Source organism: Nostoc sp. JL34, from assembly GCF_017114945.1.
Taxonomy (GTDB): Bacteria; Cyanobacteriota; Cyanobacteriia; order Cyanobacteriales; family Nostocaceae; genus Nostoc.
This window is the reverse complement of sequence record NZ_JABXKQ010000175.1, coordinates 57438-80942: the sequence shown is the minus strand read 5'-3', so window position 1 is coordinate 80942 and position 23505 is coordinate 57438. Positions and strand designations below refer to the sequence as shown.

The following is a 23505-nucleotide window of genomic DNA, read 5'->3' as shown; positions in this document are numbered from 1 at the left end:
GGTATAAATGATAAGTCTTTACCCGAACATGATATCAGAGGTATATACGCAACTCTAGAAAAGTAACCTTGAAGACACACTCGCGATACTTCCTTGGAAAGACGCAATCACACTGCTACCTGCCTAAGATTGTAAGAGTTGAAAGCCCGTAGTCCACGCAGAACTCTTTGGTAGCGAGAAAAGCAAGCCATAGCAAGCGAGTGTGGAGCAGTTACATAGGAGTTTTGGATGGTTATAAACAGTTCGTTGACCAGTGAGCCGGGGTCAGCCAACAAGTAATTTGCACCTAATCAAGCAAATATGCTCAATTAGCACTCTTATTTAAATAGGGTGCGATCGCCTGTGCTAACAGCATCAGCAAAGAACTTAACTTAAGGAAATTCAACAAATGAAAGCAGTTTGCTGGCAAGGTACTAATAAGGTAGAAGTCGAAACCGTACCCGATCCCAAAATTATTAATCCGCGTGATGCTATTGTTAAAATCACGTCAACGGCGATTTGTGGTTCTGATTTACATCTTTATAATGGCTACAATCCTACGATGCAAAAGGGCGACATCCTGGGTCATGAATTCATGGGGGAAGTCGTTGAGTTGGGTAGTGCTGTCAAGAATGTAAATATAGGCGATCGCGTTGTCGTCCCCTTTACCATTTCCTGCGGCTCGTGTTTCTTCTGCAATCGGGATTTATGGTCGCTGTGCGATAACTCCAATCCCAATGCTTGGATGGCAGAAAAAATGATGGGTCATTCCCCATCGGGTCTTTTCGGCTACTCTCATTTGACAGGGGGCTACGCGGGAGGTCAAGCCGAATATGCCCGCGTTCCCTTTGCCGATGTTGGTTTGTTCAAGATTCCAGATGGGCTGACAGACGAACAGGTTTTGTTTCTGACTGATATCTACCCCACCGGATACATGGCTGCGGAAAACTGTGACATCCAGCCTGAAGATACGGTGGCGATCTGGGGCTGTGGCCCTGTAGGGCAATTTGCGATTAGAAGTGCCTTTCTTCTAGGTGCTGGGAGGGTGATTGCAATCGATCGCGTTCCCGAACGCCTCCAAATGGCAAAAGCCGGTGGGGCAGAAATCCTCAACTATGAAGAGGTCGAGGTGGGTGAAGCCTTAAAAGAAATGACGGGTGGACGCGGCCCCGACTCGGTAATGGATGCGGTGGGTATGGAAGCTCACGGTTTGGGTTTGGAAGGCTTCTATGACAAGGCCAAGCAAGCAGTGCGTCTAGAAACTGATCGCCCCAATGTGCTACGTCAAGCGATCGTTGCCTGTCGCAAAGGCGGTACTCTGTCCGTTCCCGGTGTTTACACTGGTTTTGTAGACAAGATGCCTATGGGGGCTTTCATGAATAAAGGCTTGACGATGAAAACGGGACAAACACACGTTCATCGGTACTTGCGTCCGTTGCTCGAGCACGTTCAAAATGGCGATATCGATCCATCATTCGTGATTACCCATCGTCTGCCGTTAGATCAAGCACCGCACGGCTACGAAATTTTCAGCCACAAGCAAGACAAGTGTATCAAGATTGTGCTTAAGCCAGGTCAGTCCACTTGAAATCTTTTGATACGCCCACAGCTTGAAGCCGTGGGATTCATGGTAGAACTGCATGGGTTGCTTGACGCAACCCTTCTTTAAATACATCTAACGACGTAAGGACAGTTAAGACAACATCAAATAAGCTTCATATAACAACTTAGGGACTTCCAAATAAAAAAATGTACAACTATTTATTGTGGGGTGGGCGTCTCGCCATTAGTGTCAACTTAAGGTTAAAACCCATTTGTCAACGATAGGTTTTGTTAGGAACGAAGTATAAAGGTGAACTTTTTTCTGACTTTTATACGCAAGCTGGGAGTGATGCTAATAAACAAAGCATTAATAGTCCATGAAAAAGTTCGTTTTTTGTCCCTTTCAAACCGAATTTTTAAGCCTAAATGCTTATTGACATAGGAAGTTTGAGCTTAACTTGACACCAATGGCGTCTCGCCCGCCCGTAGTCGAAGGCGGGCAAGATGCCATTAGTGTCAACTTAAGGTTAAAACCCATTTGTCAACGATAGGTTTTGTTAGGAAGGAAGTATAAAGGTGAACTTTTTTCTGACTTTTATACGCAAGCTGGGAGTGATGCTAATAAACAAAGCATTAATAGTCCATGAAAAAGTTCGTTTTTTGTCCCTTGAAAACCGAATTTTTAAGCCTAAATGCTTATTGACATAGGAAGTTTGAGCTTAACTTGACACCAATGGCAAGATGCCCACCCCACAAGATTGGATAATTTCTTTCTTGGAAGTCCCTTAATTGCTTCGTACTAAACTCCGGGAAGGCAGTAGTCGGAAAGTTACCTGTTGTATGGGTCAGCCGCCCAACACTCCTGCCACTATTGCGTCATTGAGGGCTTTTACTGCGATGCCCACAGCAACTATCCGTAGTTTCTCTATTAAATATGGCGTGTGGCAACACACATCAGCGACAAGGCTGCAAGTGGAGAATTAGGATTTATAAGAGAGCACAATTGAGCGAAACGATACTTCTTGTCAGATTTACCATAATTGCCAAGCAATACTTCTGCACCAACCGTATGGTTATGGGGATAAACCTTGACACTGAAGCCAAGCGGCTCCAGAATTTTATAGTAAAACTCTGGCGTTACTCCATCTCCAGGTCGGTGATGAACTTCAGTTGCTAATGCCCAAGCTTGCTCTGCTGCTGAGGTATGACCTCCTCGTTTGATCAGCCGATATAGCCATAAGCGTAAATTCCATAGCCACAAACCTAATCCTTGGAAGTTCCAGGCAGTCAACTGAGGATCGTGGTCTGTGATTAGGATGCCGCCTGGACGAACTAAACGCGCTGCTTCTTCTAACACTACAGCCATGTATTCACAGTGATGTAGTGTGGCATTCAGTACTACGATATCAGCAAAATTGTCAATGAAAGGAAGGTGGTGAGCATCTGCTCTTACTGGTGTATAGCCAAGACGTTGAGCCATAGACAATGCACCATAGCTAACATCTACACCAATTAACAATTGTGGTTTTCCCCCAAGTGTTGCATACAAATTGCCTGGGCCACAACCAATATCTACAACAATTTTATGATCCCAACTACCCATCGCCGCCTGCCAGCAGGACTTAAACACTTCATCTCGATGACAGCTTTCAAAGTAGTTTTTTGCCCATAAAGGATGCCCAAAGTAATAGCTATTCGCTTGGATGGCTGGACTGGAAGTAGAAATAGGAAAATTTAGAATATTTTGTTTATCTAAATCCACTCTCAAATCAGCACCAATATAAGGAGTGAGAACTGAATATGAAGAAGTTGGCATAGCTATTACATCTGTTAAGATCCTGCCTCAGCTCAGTATAAACTGAGCAGAGCTTATTCTAAATTGCTATTAGCAGCATATTTGCTTCTTAATCTTCTCAAAACTGTCTTTAGATAGATGATTTCAGTTAGCAAGAGACAAATTAGTATAAAAATATACTTTTAATATTTTATAAAGTAATGAAATTCATCCAATTTACCAATGGCAAAGAAATAACGGTAGAGATAGCATAGCGCTGGAAGTTTGGGATAGTGCTGAATTATGCCACTAATCAATAGTGAGTACGACTCGTTCTACTTCACCAACACCCCATTTTTGTATTACATAAACACTACAAAATAGCGATCGCACTGTGCCAGTTGCGTAAGTCCTGATTAAATAAAAATCTATATCTATATGTAGATGTGGTAATTTACAGTGTTATGGAAATTCAAAGGCCACATCAAATTCAAGTTTATCTATGACCATAAAGCCTTGGGATGCTCAACTTGCTTACTGGCTAGTTCGACCTCTAAAAGATAGTTGGGTAAACCCCAATCATCTCACCACGGTGCGACTTGTAACTGGGTTGGCGGCTGCTGTAGCGATGTCTACGACAGGCTACGCCTACACAGTTGGTGATACCATTTGGGTTAACATTGGGGCATGGCTATTTGCTTTATCTAACTTTCTCGATCATACAGACGGTGAATTAGCTCGTTTGAGTGGGAAAAGCAGCAAATGGGGACATCAATATGACCTTGCGAGTGACGCCATTATCCACATTCTTTTGTTTGTATGTATTGGATATGGTCTTAGAGAGGGAAAACTTGGTTGGTGGGCGTTGCTGATGGGGATAGTATCTGGCGTGTCTGTTGCTTGTATCTTTCATTTGCGAAACAAAATGGAACAGCGTTTAGGTAAAGACGCCAGCCGTCAACCAAATTTCGCCGGTTTTGACATTGAAGATGTGCTGTATTTGTTTCCCATAGTTCCCTTGCTGAATGGACTAGAGCCGTTATTAATGGCAGCGACAATTGGTGCGCCAACCTTTGCAGTATGGGTAATTTGGCAATTTTGGACACTCCCGCAGCCGAAATCAAACTAGATAAGGAAGCAGTGAGAGAATAAATAAATAATTATCAATGGACATCAATGGAGCTTCAAACTGAAATTGATAAAGCTATAGCAGCCGTTGATTACCAGAAACTTCAAGCTGAGTTTCAAGCTCAAAATGAATTTTTGGTAGTGGAGAACTTTGTCCCGAACTCCATCATCGAGCAGTTTTTGGTGTTATTGCCATCTTTGCAACCTGCTATCAACCGCAACTATATTCCCAATCATAAAAAGGGCGGTAGTATCAGTCGCTATAGCTTAGATAGCCTTGCTCCGATTTTCGGAGAGTTTTATCAACTCAGTGCCTTTTGCGATTTCCTCAACCAAATTACAGTAGAAAAACTGCTTCCCTGTCCTGATGCTGATCCCCATACTTACGCACTGTACTATTACACTGAGCCTGGAGATCATATCCAGTATCATTATGATACCTCTTACTATCGCGGGAAACGCTATACAGTGTTGCTTGGTTTAGTTGATAATTCATCCAGTAAGCTGGAATATCAACTCTACAAGGATATTCCTGAACGGGAGACGGAAATGCGATCGCTCTCTATAACCCCTGGTACTCTAGTATTATTCAATGGTGACAAACTTTACCACAGAGTTACTCCTTTAGGTGACAATGAACAGCGCATTGTCTTGACTTTGGAGTACGTCACCGACACTCGTATGGGTATCTTAAAACGTTTTGTCTCAAATATGAAAGACGCGATCGCCTATTTTGGTTTTCGCCAAGTGTTTCGCAGTTGAGGCGATACAGAGTTACTGTTTCTTCCATGTTAAGAATTCGTTAATATACGTTGAATTGAGCAAAATACAGTCATTATAAAATACTGGGAAAACTTCCAGATTTACTGGTGTCTAAGCTACTGTTGGTGATTTGACGATGAAGGCAATTATCTTAGCTGCTGGTGTTGGACGACGCTTAGGTAAAGACGGGCAAATCCAACCCAAATGCTTACTGAAATTTAACGGCAAATCTCTATTAGAGCGCCATTTGAACTATCTCCGTCATTACCAGATTGACGAAGTAGTGATTGCTGTGGGTTATCAAGCAGAAAGAATTCAGGATGAAATTAAGGCATTAGGAGCCGAAAATTGGGTCAGTACAGTTTATAATCCTGATTATACTAAAGGTAGTGTAATCAGCCTTTGGACTGTACGTCAGCATTTAGTTGCTGGCGATGACATATTATTAATGGATGCAGATGTGTTGTGCGATCGCCGCATCATCGAACGACTGGTGAACACAAATATCCCCAACAGCTTTTTGCTAGATCGGGATTTTGAACCGGGAGATGAACCCGTGAAGCTTTGCGTCAAAGATGGTTATTTGGTGGAGTTTCGCAAACAAGTAGCTCTTGGTTTGGCTTATGATTTGATTGGCGAGTCAGTCGGATTCTTTCGCTTTGGCAATGCTGCTCATCGTCTTGCTACTCGCATAGAACAGTATGTTGCAGACGGACGGGATAATGAACCTTATGAAGAAGTAATTCGGGATCTATTGTTAGAAACTCCAGAAACATTTGGCTACGAAGATATCACTGGATTACCTTGGCTAGAAATTGATTTTCCTCAGGATATTCAACGTGCCCAAAATGAGATTTTACCTCAGATAGAAATCGCAGAAAATGTTTGAAAATATCTTCATTTATAGCGGTTTTGGTTTGGATGCATTACAGTATTACCTCACTTCCATTCCTCTCGTCTAAAAGGAGAGAAGCTTTGAATCTTACCCCCCAACGCTACAAGGGTTGGGGCTGGGGGTTAGGTCTGTGAGAACCGCTATATTATATAGGTTGAAAAAAGCAGAATAAATGCATCAAATATTTGCACCCACTGATACCGCTGCAAAATTAAATAAATGTGCCCAATTGCGGGTATTACTCGAATCGCCTCAACTCGACTTCATCATGGAAGCTCACAATGGGATTAGCGCCCGCATTGTGGAAGAGGCTGGATTTAAAGGAATTTGGGCGAGTGGATTAGCCCTTTCGGCTCAATATGGCGTTCGAGATAATAATGAAGCCAGTTGGACTCAAGTTGTAGAAATGCTGGAGTTCATGTCTGATGTCACCAGCATCCCCATTTTGTTAGATGGGGATACTGGTTATGGCAACTTTAATAATATGCGTCGCCTGGTTAAGAAGTTAGAACAGCGAGGTATTGCTGGAGTTTGTATTGAAGATAAGCTTTTTCCCAAAACTAATAGTTTCATCAACGGGAGTCGCCAACCTTTGGCTGATATTGATGAATTCTGCGGCAAAATTAAGGCAGGTAAGGATAGTCAGACAGATCCAGATTTTTGCATCGTCGCCCGACTCGAAGCTTTGATCGCCGGCTGGGATCTCTCTGAAGCAATGCGCCGAGCTGAAGCTTACCACGCCGCAGGAGCAACCGCCATTCTGATTCACAGTAAATCATCGCGTCCTGACCAAGTGTTAGCCTTTGCTAAAGAATGGGCAGGTCGTTCCCCATTAGTGTTTATACCGACTAAATATTACAGCACGCCTACTGATGTTTTTCGCAAAGCTGAAGTTAATTTGGTCATCTGGGCAAACCATTTGATTCGAGCTGCTGTTGCTAGTATGCAAGCGATCGCACGTGAAGTGAAAGCCAGCGAAACTTTAATCAACATTGAAGATGATATTGCTCCCGTAAAAGAAATCTTCCGGCTACAAGGGGCGGATGAACTCATAGAAGCTGAAAAACGCTACTTTAACAACGGACGACAACATACCCAAGCGATCGTTTTGGCTGCTAGCAGAGGACAAGAATTAGCAGGATTGACGCAAGATAAACCAAAAGTGATGTTACCCCTTGGAGGTAAACCTCTACTTAGGTTGTTGGTGGATAAATTCAAGAAACTTGCCATCAATGATATTACCGTTGTCGCCGGTTACAAAGCAGAAACTATCAATGTTCCGGGGACTAAAGTCATCCGCAACCCAGATTATGAAACAACGGGAGAATTAGCATCCTTAGCCGTAGCTCAAGCCAGTTTTGGCGAAGAAATGCTGGTGCTTTACGGCGATTTACTATTTAGAAGCTACATCTTGCGAGATTTATTAGAATGTCCCGGAGAAATTGTGGCTGTAGTTGATTCTGTAGCCAACAGCAAATCTGTTAGCGGTTCACCTGACTACGCCTATTGCTCAATTCCAGACGATCTCTCTCTGTTTGGACAGGATGTCAACCTGTTGGACATTTCTAAAACCACACAAACGCAATTAGCAAAATCTAGCGGCCGCTGGATTGGGATGCTGCGCTTGCGGAGTCAAGGTAGACAGTGGGTTAGTGAAGCACTCAATGAATTACAAAAACGACCGGAATTCAACAGTTTGGGTTTGCCAGAATTATGCAATTATTTAATCGAGCAAGGAAAACCAATCAAGGTACTTTATATTCGCGGTAACTGGTTAGATGTTAATTCTTTAGATGATCTTGACCTTGCTTTTCAATTGAAGCAATAGGGATTGGGGACTGGGGACTGGGGATTGGGGACTGGGGATTGGGGAATAGGAAGTTTTAAGCTTGACGTTTTGTGTTCAAAGGTCGAAGTTCCGAGTTCAAAGGTCGAAGTTTCGAGTTCAAAGCTTGACGTTTTGTGTTCAAAGGTCGAAGTAATAATCGTTTCCTCCCCAATCCCCAATCCCCAATCCCCAATCCCCAGTCCCCAATCCCCAATCCCCAATCCCTATCTCAAAAATTGCTGTAAATTTTTAATTATGATTCAGGCAGAGGAATTTGTAGAAGCTGCGCGTAATCTTGGCTTTGGGTGGTACACCGGTGTACCCTGTTCTTTTCTCACGCCTTTTATTAACTACGTCATCAATGACGTTCAACTTAGATATATCTCCGCAGCCAATGAGGGAGATGCTGTAGCGATCGCAGCTGGAGCCGCAATTGCTGGTAAACCAGCTGTAGTAATGATGCAAAACTCTGGTTTGGGAAATGCAGTTAACCCGTTAACCTCCCTCACTTACATCTTTCGGATTCCGCTGCTGCTGATTTGTACCCTGCGAGGCGATCGCTTGTTGCAAGATGAACCACAACATAAATTAATGGGGCAAATCACAGAGAAATTGCTGCAAACAATGACTATACCTTGGGAATTTTTTCCCACAGATGCAGGAGAAATAGAACCTGTTTTGCAAAGAGCCACAGCTTATATGCAACAAGAACGCTGTCCTTATGCTCTAATTATGCGTAAAGGAGCGATCGCCCCCCATGCCCTCACCCGTTCTTCTATCCCAGAACGAGAAAATAGCAATAGCGCTCATATTCAGCAAAGCTTTTTTCGCGATCGCAAAGAACAACGCATTTCTCGCAGCGAAGCATTAGCTCGGATTGTGGAACTTACCGATCCAGAAAACACTGTAGTAATTGCCACCACCGGATACACGGGACGCGAACTCTTCGCTAGTAAAGACAGCGCCAATCATCTTTACATGGTTGGGTCGATGGGCTGCGCTTCCTCAATGGGATTGGGCTTATCCTTAGCACGTCCAGACCTCAAAGTAGTGGTCATTGATGGCGATGGGGCAGCATTAATGCGAATGGGAAATTTTGCGACTATTGGCACTTATGGCGGTGCTAACTTGACCCATATTCTTTTAGATAATGAAGTCCACGATTCCACAGGCGCACAAGCCACCGTTTCTGCGGGTATATCTTTTGCCAAAATTGCGGAAGCGTGCGGTTACGGCGTTACATTAGCCGGAGATGATCCCGCCCTTTTAGATGCCTTATTTACCGCAGATGCTAACACTAGACCTAAATTCGCTCATTTAAAAATCCGTCCCGGAACTTTAGAAAAGCTACCCAGACCCAACCTCACCCCGGAAGCAGTTTTACAACGCTTCATGAAACATATTGGTAATTCGTAATTCGTAATTCGTAATTCGTAATTAATAAATTCAAAGTACAAACTCTTTATTTATTAATGCCCAATGACAAATGCCTAATGACAAATGACAAATGACAAATGACAAATGACAAATGACAAAATGATTTTACTAAATCCCGGCCCTGTTAATTTAAGCGATCGCGTCAGAAATGCCCTGTTGCGTCCTGATTTGTGTCACCGTGAGGTAGAATTTTCCCAACTTCAAAGCAGAATCCGCGAACAATTACTTCAAGTTTATGGGCTTGGAAGCGTAGGCGTAGCCGACCATAGGCATCGCTGGGCAGCAGTTCTCCTCACGGGTTCTGGTACCGCAGCAATGGAAGCGATGATCAGCAGTTTAGTACCCGCAGACGGGAAATTGCTGGTAATCGAAAACGGTGTATACGGCGAACGACTATCCAAAATCGCCAAAATCCACGGCATTGATTACATCACACTTTCCCATCCCTGGAATGCCGAAATAGATATCAACGGTTTAGTCAAACTCTTGGATGAAAACACCGATATCACCCACCTCGCTGTTGTCCATCATGAAACTACTACCGGTCGCTTAAATAATTTGGCAGAACTTGCCTCAATTTGCCAAGAACGCCGCATCAAACTATTAGTAGATGCAGTCAGCAGTTTTGGTGCTGAGGAATTAAATTTTGCAGATTGGGGAATCACCGCTTGCGCTGCGACAGCTAATAAATGTCTGCATGGCGTCCCCGGAGTGTCCTTTGTCATCCTGCAACGGGATGCACTGCCATTAGTAGACGCAATTCCTCGCACCTTATATTTAGATTTAGCAACTTATTACCAGCAGCAAGAACGAGGCGGCACACCTTTTACGCAATCAGTACAGACATTTTATGCCCTAACAGAAGCTTTGCAAGAAATGGCAGAAGCAGGAGGTTGGCGTGCCAGACACAGCCATTACAACCAACTTGCCAGCTTAGTTAGAGACGGGTTAGCCTCAATCGGAATTAAACCCCTACTTCCTCTTGGCAGTTCATCCGTTGTCTTGAATGCCTACGACTTGCCAGATGGTTTCAGCTATGAAGAATTTCACGACCAATTAAAAGCACAGGACTATATAATTTATTCTGGACAGGGAAATTTAGCCCAATCAATCTTTCGAGTCTCGACAATGGGAGCCATTACCCACGCTGACATGGAACGCTTTGTTGGCATTGTTAAACAAATCATTGATCGTTCGTAATATTCTTTCGTTCCCATATTTAAAATGGGAACGATGAACTAAAAATAATTACGAATTATCAAACTATTTTAACAGGGCATCAAAGCATTAAATCTCCCCAGTACTGCCATATCTTCTGCATCTAACTCTGATGGAATACCACTGCGAATTAGTTCCGAAAAGTCTTCATTAGGAACCATAACAGTCAACGTGTACAAGCGAGTAGAACCAGTATTTTTAATCAAATGAGTTCCAGTGGGAGGAACTAATAAACTATCTCCAGCTTTGATCGTGGCACTCTTGCCGTCACACATGGCGATCGCTTCCCCTTTGAGAACGAAAAACATTTCCACTGCCCACTGATGGCGATTTGGTGGTGTTTGTCCACCAACATCAAAAATTTCTATGCAGCAAGTCAAGGAAGTATTAGCATTTGTGGAATCAAAGATAATTGCTAATCGATTAGAGTCGTTGGGACTGATGCGATATACTTGGTAATCTTTGGGAGATTTGATAACCGGAATTACACAACGGGTAGCGTACATTTTTTTATCCCCTCTGAAGTTATCGATGGGTATGAAAGTTCCTAAAATCCCAATCCTGAATCAGATATTTTTAGATTTTAAACGCGAAAAAAATCTAAAATTCTTGATCTAAGAAAGAGTATTCATCCGTGGGATCAATCTAAAATTCAAAATTCAAAATCCAGTCACTCCTCACCATTTTGCAGCGCTGTTAAAATTGCTTGCGAATCACTGACAAAACCGAAGCATTGTTTGACGTTGTACAACGTCGCCTGCCAACAATATTCAGGAGAAGTTGTCGCGGTGCAGTCTTTAACTAATACGCAGTCATATCCTAAGAAGTTGGCATCACATAACGTGGTTAGTACACATTGATCGGCATTAACACCAGCAAAAAATAATGTTGTCCTTCCCAGATTCCGCAAGATACTATCTAATGGTGTATCCCAAAACCCACTCATGCGGTATTTATCCACACGAATATCTTCGGGAATTTGTTCTAGTTCGTCTACTACTGCCGCTGCCCAACTACCTGCCATGAGTACTCTAGCACCATTGCTTGGCAGTGGATCGCCCAATCCCACACCGTCCCCTGTGGGATTATAGACGTGGCGCGAACTAGCACTAATATTAAGCAAGTCGGGACGATTCCCCCAATTTACCCAAATGACTGGAACACCAACCTCACGCAGTTCGGGAAGTAAGTTGTTCAAAGGTTCAATGGGCTGACGCGCCGGAGTTACGTCCACGCCGATATGCGCTAACCAGCCATCAGGGTGACAGAAGTCGTTTTGCATATCAATGACGAGGATAGCAGCTTTTGCTAAGTCTAGGCGCAGGGTTTTAGTTTCTGTTGATAAAATAACGGGTTGTGGGGTCTTTTGAGGACGAGTGATATCTGCGATCGCATCATTCACTGTCCACGCATTTGGTGCAACTCCCAATGGCCGTAATGGTAAATTCATAAAATTGCAATACCCAACACAACACCATTTTCTATTTTGTAACTTGAAATTCAGTTGAGAATACAATTACTTAATCAAGGTTAAATATGCTAGATTTCACCATCCAGAATGTTTTGATTGCCGTCAGTGATGATTATGCAACGGTAGATGTACAGATTGTAGATGGTGCGATCGCAGCCATTTCCCCCAGTCTACAAGTAATCGGCACTGCCATAGATGGCAAAAATAAGCTGTTGCTACCTGGCTTTTTCAACGCCCACACCCACTCATCAGAGATGTGGCAGCGAGGAATCATATCAATGTTCCCTTTAGAATTATGGTTGGCGGAACTGTATGATTTTGCCCCCCTCGATCCCGAACAGGTTTATCTCAGTGCTTTGGGGACTGCGGTGGAAACCTTACTTTCCGGCGGGACAAGTGTGGTAGATCATCTGGTGTTAATTCCTGGACTTGAGTTAGAAACGATCGCCATTGCCACTCGCGCTTACAAAGAAGTGGGAATTCGCGCCTTTATCGCCCCCTTAATTCAAGATGAATCTCTCACCGCAGGTATGCCATCCGGGGAATCAGCCCAAACTCATGAGCCTTATTTTCGTTCAGCTGCGGCAACATTGGAAATCATCGAAGAGGCGGTAAGGCAATTTCATCGCCCAGATGAGGGTGTAAATATTTTAGTTGCACCAACAGGGATTCAATTATGTACTGATGCTTTATTTGAGGGATGTACTGAGTTAAGCGATCGCTACAATCTTTGTCGTCACTCCCATTTACTGGAAACCAGGGCACAGGAAAAACTTGCTCAAGAAAAGTACGGTTGTACTGCTGTAGAACATTTGAAAAGAATCGGGTTTTTGAGCAATAAAACTTCTCTTGCCCATTGCGTCTGGTTAAATGATGCTGATATCGCCATCCTTGCCGAAACTCAATCTACAGTTGTTCATAACCCCTTAAGTAATCTGCGTTTAGGTAGTGGCATCGCCCCCATTTTAAAATATCGCCAAGCTGGAGTAAATGTAACTTTTGGTTGTGATGGTGCTTCTAGTAATGACTCTCAAGATTTGCTAGAAGCCATCAAAATTGGTTCTATTTTACATAATATTACAGACTCAGATTATCAGCACTGGATTACACCCAGACAAGCAGTAAAAATGGCATCTTTGGGAGGCGCAAAGGGTCTGAATATAGCAGATAAAGTTGGTTCATTAACTGTAGGTAAACAAGCAGATTTGGTACTTTATGACCTCACCAATTTATCATTGTTACCCCGTACAGATCCCATTGGTTTGCTAGTTTTAGGTCGTCCTAGTAATGTTGTAAATAGTGCTTGGGTGAATGGTAAGCAAATTATTGCTGATGGTAAAGTTACTACAATTAACGTTAATGAATTGCGACAAGAATTATTTAATCGCAGTCAATGGGAGACAAAGCGTAAATCTGAAACTGTCGCACAAATCGAGGCTCATTATCGCACAGTCATGGGTTTATGAAGTATAAAATAAGATGACAAACATCCTTATATTTATAGCTAGCACCATGTTGCATTTATCTCTACCAAATATTGCTCTACCAAACATAGAAGTTAGAGACTTTATAGCAGGTACATCTCTTGTAATCTCACTGATCACTGCCTATTGGAATATTCTGCGTAGTGCAAAGTTTATTAGTCCTCCACTAAGATGGATTGTTTTCGGGCATTTGCAAGAACATAGTTCTTTAATCATTAATTTCCCGATTGCTATCACGAATATTGGTGGTCGAATTGGAGTTATTGATTCTTTCTACATTGAGTTCACAAACCTTTCGACACACCAAGTTGAAAAGTTTTATGCTTGGCAAGAGAATATCCTTATTGGTCAAACTTTCAAGGGTTTCGGAGCAGAAATTCCTACACCTATTGCTCTCAAAGCTGGCGAGAGTATCATCAAATACTATATATTTTACCCTGATTCTGTAAACTTTATGTATGTATGTGGACTCCATAAAGTTTCTTTGTACGCTTATGTCAATGGTCGTAAGCAACCTGTGAAGCTTTATGAGCAAAAGCTAGACATTGAGAGCGTTTTAGAACCAAGCCCCTTCCCGAATACCATATCTCTGTTGTATAGTTATAAACTTTTTCCTACCAAGATTCTCAAAGTATCAAATTACGGAAATAACGCATCGGCAATGTCGATGATAGAGATAGTAAAAAGGTAGTTTACGCGATTAAACAATTGGGTTGGAGCGGAGTGACGAATGCTTTTAATTTAGGAACAAATATTACTAAGCTAAACCACATCTAGTTTGCATAATCTGAAATTGTACATTTCTTGTGAGGTGGGCGTCTCGCCCGCCCAATATATGCAAGTTAAATGTGGAACAGCTTAGTAACTACTGGACTTTACCGTTGTACTGCTGTTGAACATCTGAAAATAAGAGGGTATTTTTGTGATGTTTATGACGGGCGTAGCTGCGGCACAACACTAGCCCATTGTGTCTGGTTGAATGATGCTGCTGATATTGCCATCTTCGCCCAAAGTCAATCAACAGTATGGTAAAGATACAAAATACAGCGTCGTAAGTATAATCTGCCAGCTGATTCATGAAATATCGCATCGAAATATTCCAGTGTGGCGGAGTTTGAAGCAGACAGTGCCTTCCTCCGGTTGTCCCAAGTCACATCCCCTTCAAGGGCAAGTCAATGGTATGCCGAATTGCTGTAAGCGATTGATTCTTTGTCTCAAATAAATGCTGAAACGCTGTCCTTTAGCACCAGAAAACGAGTATTTCAGCCAAGAAATTCGACAACTACTTTATGGTCGAGGACGCAACTCATACCGCATCCTTTTCACTATTTTGGAGGAGCAAGAAGTATCTATGGTGCGTATTCTGCACATCCGACACGCTGCACAGCAAATCCTTGGTGAAGATCCTGAAGAACCCAACGCCACCTAACAAATCACTTCACCCGATCGCCTAGAATTTATATCCTGGGTGTTCAATGTTATCTACCACCAGTTATCTTGGTCGTTATGTCGTTGTGTGTATCTTTACATAGTGAGTACATTTCAGGATTGGTTCTGGGAAATCAAAGAGTGCGGACAAGGGCCTCATTACTATTTCAGTGCCACTTTTGCTCCGTCTGATGCTGAACGCCTTGCTGCTTTGGTGTGCCAGCATCCACTGTCTGGCTTTAAACGTTGCCATTTTGTTGGCAAATTAATCAATGCGCCATGTGGAAACTCCAATACTCCAGGTTCTTACGATTTGTATGTTGACCAGAGCAACTATGCTGAAGTTATGTCGGGTATACAAAGAGATGAACCTATAGTTACTGTTGCACACTATGTCTGGCAAATCATTGGTGTTTGCGATCGCAATTTTGGCATCGAGTCTGGTTATGGTGGGATAACTGGCACAGATAACCAAACTGACACTTCATTGATTGTGGCTCTGGCGCAGTCACCAGAACTCACTTTAGTTGATTGGAGAATCGTTTCTGGGGGAGACGGTTACGCATCGGTGTTTTTTAGAACTGGCACATCAGCCGCAGAATTGCTTACTTACTTGCAGATGCAGCCCGAAAAGCCTGATTTTGTACAAATAGAAAAAGAGTTACGTTTAGCTTTATCAGATCCAGCATTGTCTAAAATTTATCGCTTAGGCGAGTGTAGAATCAATGGTTGGCAGCTGGAAGCGATCGTTTTGCATAACATTGAAAAAACCACAAGCTATGGTGGCGAAGGATGGGACATGACACCACACACCAGTGAGCTTTCTAAAGTTGCCCAAACTGTTAGCGATAAGTGCAAAGTTCCGGGTTGTGCAGGGGGTGCTGCACACGCGCCAAATGACTTCTACACGCTCATTGGCAGCCATCTTAGCTTTGGCTACACACGCCAAGAGGCGTAGTTTTAAATCGGAATTTGAATCACAAATTCTGTACCCTCTCCTTGTACGGAATTAACATCTAAAGTACCGCCATGTTTTTCTACAATAATTTGCCGAGCGATCGCTAATCCTAATCCTGTACCTTTCCCGACAGATTTAGTTGTAAATAAATGCTCAAAAATCTTTTGTTTGACCTCATTAGACATTCCCATACCATTATCTTGAATGTAAATTAAAACATGATATTTGTCTTCACTTAAACAAGTTTTAACCTCAATTATATTATTAATATCGTGAAAATCACTTCCATTATTAGACTCCTCTAAAGCATCAATGGCATTTGCCAATAAATTCATAAACACTTGATTTAATTGCCCAGGGAAACATTTAACTAAAGATATATCCCCGTATTTTTTCACTATTTTAATCTCTGGATGTAGTTCCGATGCTTTTAAGCGATGCTTCAGAATCAAAATTGCACTGTCGATACCGTCGTGAATATTAAAAGCAACTTTGTTTTCTGTATCTGCCCTGGAAAAGGTTCGCAAACTGTTGCTAATACTCCGAATTCTGTCAGTACCTAATTTCATTGAAGAAATCATTTTTGGCAAATCTTCTCGGATATATTCTAGGTCAATTTCGGCAATTTCTTCTTCAATTTCTACACCCGGATTCGGAAATTTTTCTTGATAAAGCTCAATGAGGTGAAACAAATTTTCAACCAAATCAACAGCAGGTTGGATATTACCTGCAATAAAGCCTACAGGATTGTTGATTTCGTGGGCTACACCTGCAACTAAATTACCTAGTGCTGACATTTTCTCACTTTGCACTAGTTGCAGTTGCATTTGTTTTAAATCTGTAAGTGAGTGTTCTAATTGTTGAGCATTCTCTTGCGATCGCTGATAAAGAGAAGCATTTTCCAAAGATATGGCAGCTTGTGAACACAATAGGTTTATTACTTGGAGTCTATCATGGGTAAATACTCCAGCAATGAGATTATTTTCTAAGTAAAGGATGCCGATTAACTTCCCTTGATGGAGAATTGGGGTACACAGTAAACTTTTGGGTTGTTGTTGGATAATGTAGGAGTCAGAGGTGAAGGAATTGTCTCCTGTAGCGTCATCGATTACCAATGTTTCCAAAGTGTGTTTTACATAGTTAATGGGAGTTAAAGGAATATCTTGACTGAACTCAATGGGAATAGATTGTAGAATAATTGGCACATTCTGAAATGTTGCAATCGCCTCTATCACCCAAACATTATCCTTAAGTAAAATTAGAGCAGATTTTTTGGCTCCGGTATTCTCCATCACCACTTGCATTAATGTCGAGAGCAACTTCTCTAAATGAATTTCGCTAGATAGTGCTTGAGAGGCTTTGAGAACACTTGCTAAATCTAAAGCTTCTGAAATACTCGTGCTACTAGATGAAATTGTTGCACCAGCATTAAAAGTAGACAGGGATATATTATTGAAACTGGATGCTGTTTCCGTGGGATTGAAACGAATTTTTTCCCATTGGACAATCTGGGCAAGTAATTGAGGATAACGTTTTTCTAAGTCATAGACTTTGGCTTTAGCGCCCCAACGAACATAGCAGTAGTAAGCGTTTATCAAATAGGTTTGGGCAATTTGCTCTTTACCCCATTCTAGGTAGAATTTGGCAGCGAGTTCGTAAGCAAGAGCTTCTTCTTGGATATATTCATTTTCTTTGGCTCCCTGAATGGCGCGATCGTACATTTCCATTGCTTGAATATATTCACCGAGAATGCGATCGCGTTCAGCCTCCACTAAATAAAACTTATGTAAATGATTCATCGGTGCATAATGCGCCCAGTTCTGCATTTTTTCCTGATTAGCTGTAACTCGTTTGAGGATAATTTCTTGTTTATCTTCAGAAGCATCAGGATAAACAGCTAATTGGCTCAGAGAATCATAAAAATAGAACAAAGGAACAGTAATACTTCCAAGAACACTTTCTAAATAATTTTGTGCTAATTCAGCATTTTCAATAGCATCAGTATACTCAGAAAATAAATAGCAAAGAACTAATTTATTAAAATGCAAGAAACAAATTATAGTTTTGTCATTACTTTGCTGATGAAGCGGCAACATAATTTCTTCATTGTAAGCGTCACCAATTAAACGACAAGTATTTTTACTTTTTGAAAGTAAGTTAAGCACTACCTGCTGAAAAAGCTCATTTTTATGTAAGGATGGTTCTTGACGAAGTTGTGCGAGTCCTTGACTATAATTTCCTATTTCCTGTACCAGAGAAGATAATTCTTTACCAGCCAAATATGAATTAAAAGAATAAATCCATGCACAGTAACCTGCAAATTCTAAATCTCCTATTTCTAGTCCGCTAGAATAGCCTAACCGTATAGGATGCAAAATTTCTACAATATGCTTTTTCCAAGAACTCAAAGAGCCATAAACAACTGTATATATCTTAGCGATGAATTCTTTAGCATTCAATTTATCTAATAATTTCAGAGTCAGTTGACCGAATTGATAACCAGATTCAACATCTCCGATAAAAGCACACAAAATCAGCCCGTAACATGAATATCCATAAAGAGAATTAGCAGTATTTCCATACTTAAGGGATAATTCAACCTGTTTAAATAATATTAAGGGATAGAGTTCTGGGATTACTAAATAAGCAGCAGCAGCTATATTTGTCAAGATATTCATAGCTGCTAACTTATCTGGCTCAGTCATTAATTTTAACTCTAGTAAATCCTCAATAGATTTACCCTCTAAAGCTAATTGTGTCTCAGATAGTCCACGGGGAATATCTGCTGATGTTGGCTGTTCGGGTAGTTCTATACCTAATAGCTTAAGAACTTTAAGTCCTGTTTTTATAGCTTCCAACATCCTATTTTGTGCTATCTGAGATAAAATTCTTACTTCGTAGGCTTTGACTTGATCAATCAGTGTTTTGCTATTTTGTAATATTACTTGTATCCATTGTTCCATCTGTTCAAAATCACCGTTAAGATGGGCGACTTCGGCAGATATGGAATATAGTGTTAAAGCTAAATTATACTGATGTTGCCAACAATCCTTTGTGAGTAACTGAATTCCAAAATTTGTGTACTCTACAGCAGCTTCATAAGCATTTGAAATTCTGGCTTTATGACTTGCAGTTAGGTTTAATTTTGCCAGTTCTTCTCGTTCCTCTGGCTGAATAATTAGTTGAATTCCCAAGTTTAACTGATTGACTAATTTAAACAAATGTTCTTCACGTTCTTCAAGCGAAAGATTCCTCAACATTAATCGTCCAATTTTGAGGTGTACTGTCTGCTTTTGATTTTCAGGAATTAGAGAATAAGCAGCTTGTTGAACGCGGTCATGCAAAAACTTGTAGGAACAGGAACCAGAATCAAGCATCCAAGAATCAGAAACAATGACAGATTCTCCTAACTCCTGCTGATAAAACTTGTAAACTTCAGTTGTAGGTATGACGAAACCTTCTTGCAAAGCTTTCCATAAGTCTGCTGCTGTCTCCGCCAAAGATTTTTCATGGACAATTGCGAGAGTTGTTAAGTCAAACTGATTATCAATACAAGCTGCAAGCTGCAAAACTTTTTGAGTCGCTTCTGGTAATTTATGTAACTGAAGTACCATGAATTCCACTAAGTCATCAGTAAATGCTAATGCTCTAACTTGAGCAATATTACATTGCCAATGACTCATATCAAAGTTATAGTTAATTAACTCATCTTCATGCAAAAACTTGAGAAACTGATTAGTAAATAAGGGGTTACCTTGAGTTTTTTGATAAACTAAGTCTGTGAGAGGTAGGGCAACTTCTAAGTTACATTTTAGAGCATCAGTAATTATATGATTTAAATCTGTATGATTTAGAGAAGCTAAAGTAATAGTATGAAAATTTACTCTATTTTTACAAATTTCTGCTAAGGTCAACATCAACGGATGTGCCGGATATACTTCATTATCTCGATAAGCGCCAATAACTAACATATAGTTAATTTCAGCTTCACTAATTAGTAATTGCATCAATTTCAAGGATGCTGAATCTGCCCATTGCAAATCATCCAAAAATATCACTAATGGATGTTCTTTGGTTGTGAAAACTTGGATAAACTTTTGAAACAGTAAATTGAAGCGATTTTGTCCAGCACTCCCTGAAAGTTCAGTTACTGGTAGTTGTTGTCCAATAATTTTTTCTAGTTCGGGAATAACTTCGATAATCACTTGAGCATTCTCACCCAAAGATGTCAGAATTTTGGCTTTCCATTGTTCAAGTTGGGCATCGGTTTCACTCAGTAATTGTCCCATTAAATCTCGAAATGCTTGGACAAAAGCTCTCAAGGGAATATTGCGTTGGAATTGGTCATATTTCCCTTTGATAAAATAACCCCGCGATCGCACAATAGGTTTATGGACTTCGTTAACAACGGCAGTTTTACCAATACCAGAGAAACCTGCTACTAAAATCATTTCTACCCCCCTTAGTCCCCCCTTACCAAGGGGAGATTCAGGGGGGTTAGCTACTCTGTCAAATGCAGCGAGTAAACTCTCTACTTCTGCTTGCCGACCGTAGAGTTTTTCTGGGATGATGAAGCGATCGCAAATATCTCGCACTCCTAACTCAAAGCCATCAATCCTGCCAGTTTCTCGCCACTGACGCCAGCAAATTTCTAAGTCATACTTCAACCCCAATGTACTCTGATACCTATCTTCGGCGTTTTTTGCCATCAGTTTGCCGATAATTTCAGACAGAATTGGCGGAATGTTGGGATTGAGACTATGTACCTGTGGAGGAAGCTTTGCCAAATGACAATACACCAACTCCATCGGTTCATCAGATTTGAAAGGTAACTCTCCGGTGAGGAGTTCAAAAAAGGTGACACCCAAGGAATAAAAGTCGCTGCGATAGTCAATTCCCCGGTTCATTCGTCCGGTTTGTTCGGGAGAAAGGTATGCCAATGTCCCTTCTAGAATATTTGGATTAGTCAGAGTTTGCGTTTCTCTAGAAAGTAAGGAGGCGAGACTAAAATCGATCAGTCTTATATCTTTGGTGGTGGGATTAATCAAAATATTGGCGGGTTTGATGTCTTTGTGAATCACCCGATTGTGATATAGCCCATCAAGAATGGAGACAATTTGCAAAGCAATGTGAAAAAATGTCTGCAACCCATCAGCATTTATCCCCATTCCCTTATCTCCACACCTAGCCATCTCTTCTTGGAGAGAAATACCGCCCAAATCTTCCATGACTAAGGCATAGCTGTTTTGATAGTTCTCCAGACTATAAGTTTTGATAATGCCATCAATATCTAGATTTTTCGCAATGGTGTACTGATTGCGGAACCGCACGAGTTCATAAAATGTAGGATACTCACGCCGCAACAGTTTGATTACTACTGGCTTTTGATCTGATTCTCTAATACCGCGATGCACTAGGGTTTTAGATCCTGAATAAATTAGCCCATGTATTTGATAACCGATTAGTGCTGCCATAGTTCTATTTTCCCTACAAGGTTAATTTTTTCCTGTTTACATAGATTGTTCCCATAAATGCAAATGTGCTTAAGATTTGGGAAGACCATTTTGTAACAAGATATGAATGTGCGTAGGCGTAGCCCGTCGTAGACATCGCTAAATTCTTATTTACAGCATCAAAACTCTAGTAATTAACTAAAAAACCACAAAAAAAGGCAGATTTTGTGTATGCTCTGTGACTAAGTGCCTTAGCAATACCTTTTCAGGAGTAAACATGGAACGCGCCATCTCTGCGTTGGGAATTTTAGTTTTTATCAGTATATCCTACGCCTTTTCTGTTAATCGTCGTGCGGTGCGTTGGCGAATAGTGGCGTGGGGTTTGGGATTGGAATTTGTGTTTGCACTAGTGATTCTTAAAACTCCTTGGGGTTTGACTGTGTTTAAATCTCTGGGAGATTTTGTCAGCCAATTTTTAGCATTTTCTGATGTTGGTGCCAAATTTGTCTTTGGAGAAAATTTTAAGGATCATTTCTTTGCTTTTCAAGTGCTACCGACAATTATCTTTTTCTCTGCTTTCATCAGTGTCTTGTATTACTACGGCATTTTACAGCGAGTCGTAAATGTGATGGCGTGGGTAATGATGAAAACGATGAAAACATCGGGTTCTGAATCTTTATCTTGTGCAGGTAACATCTTTTTGGGGCCAACAGAGTCGGCGCTGATGGTTAAACCATATATAGCGAATATGACGCAATCGGAACTCCATGCCGTGATGACGGGTGGTTTTGCCACCATTGCGGCGGGAGTACTAGGAGCATATCTTTCTTTTGGCATTCCAGCAGAACACCTGATTGCTGCTTTCTTTATGACTGCTCCCACTTCGTTGGTGGTATCAAAATTACTTTACCCAGAAACAGAAGTATCAGAGACGGCTGGCAAAGCAAAAGCATATATGGAAACCAATTATGTAAATGTAATTGATGCTGCTACCACCGGAGCAATTGACGGCGTGAAGCTAGCAGTTAATGTTGGGGTGATGATTATCGCCTTTTTAGGGTTATTGGCTGCCCTGAATGCACTTTTGGGATGGTTGGGGGCATTTGTGGGCTTACAGCAACTCTCATTACAGTGGATTTTGTCTTTTCTCATGGCTCCCGTGGCGTGGCTAATGGGCATACCTTGGGCTGATTGTCGGCAAGTTGGGGCTTTATTGGGTACAAAAACAATTTTGAATGAGTTTATTGCTTTTTTGGATTTGAAGGCACTAATTGAAAGTGGAAAAATTTCCCAACGGGCAGTAATTATTACAACTTACGCATTATGTAATTTTGCAAATATCGGTTCAATTGGCATTACCATTGGCGGGATTACGGGGATAGCACCTAATCGCCAGCATGATTTAGCTCGTATGGGTGTAAGGTCAATGATTGGCGGATTATTAGCGGGTTTTATCACCGCTTGTATTGCTGGGATGCTAATTTGAAGAAGAATTTTTCAAGTCATATTAGAAACTCTTAATAGAGGAAATCTTTCTGAATTCTGTTTTGTGAAAATTCAAATTTTTTGTAGATACTCAGGTGGCACATGATCGACTAACCAAACACCATTCGCAGAACAATAGAAAATATAACCTGCCTGATGCATTGCCGCAGTATTTACAGTAAAAACCACTGCTTTCCCATGTCTTGCACCAACAGTTTGTGCTGTTGCAATCTCCTTCGATAAATGGACATGATGTCGTGACATTTTGCAAAGTCCTGTTTGCAGAATTGACTCTACAGATTTGTGTCCAGTGCCGTGATAAAGCTCATCTGGAGGAATAACAGGTTCTAATTGTAAATCGACTTCTACACTATGTCCTTGATTAGCACGAATAAGATTACCTGTAGAATCAAAAGAAAAGCGTTGTTTCTCGTTGGATTCAACTACCATCTGTAATTCCTGACGGGTAATTGGAAATTTGTCTTTAGCACAAGCAGTAAGTAGTTCATCAACAGCAACCCAACCACCAGGAGCAAGTTGAATTCCAATTGCATCTGGTGTGTGTCGTAGATATTTGCTGAGATATTTGCTGATTTTAACGAGGCGAGAATCACTCATTTGATTGTAGTTAGCATGTTCATACTACGATTATAGTCTTTATGT

18 protein-coding genes are annotated in these 23505 nt (G+C 41.3%); 13 read left to right on the top strand and 5 right to left on the bottom strand.

Going from position 1 to position 23505, the window contains the following annotated elements; genetic code table 11:
- Positions 1–388: 388 nt before the first annotated feature.
- Positions 389–1567, top strand: coding sequence for a zinc-dependent alcohol dehydrogenase (locus tag HWQ44_RS31590; protein WP_292726137.1), 1179 nt, complete (start codon positions 389–391; stop codon positions 1565–1567).
- 882 nt (positions 1568–2449) lie between these two features.
- Here the strand turns inward: HWQ44_RS31590 and HWQ44_RS31585 are convergent.
- Positions 2450–3337: a class I SAM-dependent methyltransferase gene (locus HWQ44_RS31585; protein WP_292726135.1), complete on the bottom strand. Its 888-nt coding sequence runs from the start codon at positions 3335–3337 to the stop codon at positions 2450–2452.
- 460 nt (positions 3338–3797) lie between these two features.
- On the opposite strand from HWQ44_RS31585, the gene HWQ44_RS31580 reads away from it, so the two are divergent.
- The 6 genes from HWQ44_RS31580 to HWQ44_RS31555 all read left to right on the top strand — a co-directional run bounded on the left by HWQ44_RS31580 (position 3798) and on the right by HWQ44_RS31555 (position 10545).
- Positions 3798–4424, top strand: coding sequence for a CDP-alcohol phosphatidyltransferase family protein (locus tag HWQ44_RS31580; protein WP_292726133.1), 627 nt, complete (start codon positions 3798–3800; stop codon positions 4422–4424).
- Positions 4425–4471: 47 nt separating this feature from the next.
- Positions 4472–5185 carry a 2OG-Fe(II) oxygenase gene (locus HWQ44_RS31575; RefSeq protein WP_292726132.1) on the top strand — a complete coding sequence of 238 codons (714 nt, stop codon included), beginning with the start codon at positions 4472–4474 and terminating at the stop codon, positions 5183–5185.
- Between the two features lie 136 nt (positions 5186–5321).
- The gene (locus HWQ44_RS31570; protein WP_292726130.1) at positions 5322–6074 is read left to right on the top strand and encodes a phosphocholine cytidylyltransferase family protein; all 753 of its coding nucleotides are present in this window, start codon (positions 5322–5324) and stop codon (positions 6072–6074) included.
- Positions 6075–6252: 178 nt separating this feature from the next.
- Entirely contained in the window at positions 6253–7908 is a 1656-nt protein-coding gene (aepX, locus tag HWQ44_RS31565; protein ID WP_292726128.1) for a phosphoenolpyruvate mutase, read from the top strand.
- Between the two features lie 255 nt (positions 7909–8163).
- On the top strand, positions 8164–9324 hold the full coding sequence (gene aepY / locus HWQ44_RS31560; RefSeq protein ID WP_292726127.1) for a phosphonopyruvate decarboxylase: 1161 nt from the start codon (positions 8164–8166) through the stop codon (positions 9322–9324).
- A 105-nt stretch (positions 9325–9429) separates the two neighbouring features.
- Positions 9430–10545 carry a 2-aminoethylphosphonate aminotransferase gene (locus HWQ44_RS31555; protein ID WP_292726125.1) on the top strand — a complete coding sequence of 372 codons (1116 nt, stop codon included), beginning with the start codon at positions 9430–9432 and terminating at the stop codon, positions 10543–10545.
- Positions 10546–10613: 68 nt separating this feature from the next.
- Here HWQ44_RS31555 and HWQ44_RS31550 read toward each other — a convergent pair whose 3' ends face one another.
- Together HWQ44_RS31550 and HWQ44_RS31545 are read right to left on the bottom strand one after the other, a co-directional pair.
- Positions 10614–11069, bottom strand: coding sequence for a cupin domain-containing protein (locus HWQ44_RS31550; protein WP_292726124.1), 456 nt, complete (start codon positions 11067–11069; stop codon positions 10614–10616).
- A 164-nt stretch (positions 11070–11233) separates the two neighbouring features.
- On the bottom strand, positions 11234–12013 hold the full coding sequence (locus HWQ44_RS31545) for a cysteine hydrolase family protein (protein WP_292726122.1): 780 nt from the start codon (positions 12011–12013) through the stop codon (positions 11234–11236).
- An 86-nt stretch (positions 12014–12099) separates the two neighbouring features.
- On the opposite strand from HWQ44_RS31545, the gene HWQ44_RS31540 reads away from it, so the two are divergent.
- The 5 genes from HWQ44_RS31540 (at position 12100) to HWQ44_RS31520 (ending at position 15904) form a co-directional block, all read left to right on the top strand.
- A complete protein-coding gene (locus HWQ44_RS31540; RefSeq protein WP_292726120.1) occupies positions 12100–13500 on the top strand; it encodes an amidohydrolase in 1401 nt (466 codons plus the stop codon).
- A gap of 13 nt (positions 13501–13513) precedes the next feature.
- Positions 13514–14209: a hypothetical protein gene (locus HWQ44_RS31535; protein ID WP_292726118.1), complete on the top strand. Its 696-nt coding sequence runs from the start codon at positions 13514–13516 to the stop codon at positions 14207–14209.
- Between the two features lie 155 nt (positions 14210–14364).
- Positions 14365–14550 (top strand): hypothetical protein, encoded by a 186-nt coding sequence (locus HWQ44_RS31530; protein ID WP_292726117.1) that lies wholly within the window; start codon positions 14365–14367, stop codon positions 14548–14550.
- A 190-nt stretch (positions 14551–14740) separates the two neighbouring features.
- Positions 14741–14947, top strand: a complete 207-nt coding sequence (locus HWQ44_RS31525) for a type II toxin-antitoxin system RelE/ParE family toxin (RefSeq protein ID WP_292726116.1) — start codon at positions 14741–14743, stop codon at positions 14945–14947.
- Between the two features lie 102 nt (positions 14948–15049).
- On the top strand, positions 15050–15904 hold the full coding sequence (locus tag HWQ44_RS31520; protein WP_292726114.1) for a hypothetical protein: 855 nt from the start codon (positions 15050–15052) through the stop codon (positions 15902–15904).
- A 2-nt stretch (positions 15905–15906) separates the two neighbouring features.
- Here the strand turns inward: HWQ44_RS31520 and HWQ44_RS31515 are convergent, their stop codons facing one another.
- Complete coding sequence (locus tag HWQ44_RS31515; RefSeq protein WP_292726112.1) at positions 15907–21378, bottom strand: ATP-binding sensor histidine kinase; 5472 nt, start codon at positions 21376–21378, stop codon at positions 15907–15909.
- Between the two features lie 256 nt (positions 21379–21634).
- On the opposite strand from HWQ44_RS31515, the gene HWQ44_RS31510 reads away from it, so the two are divergent.
- Positions 21635–22843 (top strand): NupC/NupG family nucleoside CNT transporter, encoded by a 1209-nt coding sequence (locus tag HWQ44_RS31510; RefSeq protein ID WP_292726111.1) that lies wholly within the window; start codon positions 21635–21637, stop codon positions 22841–22843.
- A 71-nt stretch (positions 22844–22914) separates the two neighbouring features.
- Here HWQ44_RS31510 and HWQ44_RS31505 read toward each other — a convergent pair whose 3' ends face one another.
- Complete coding sequence (locus HWQ44_RS31505) at positions 22915–23460, bottom strand: RNA 2'-phosphotransferase (protein WP_292726109.1); 546 nt, start codon at positions 23458–23460, stop codon at positions 22915–22917.
- Positions 23461–23505: the final 45 nt, after the last annotated feature.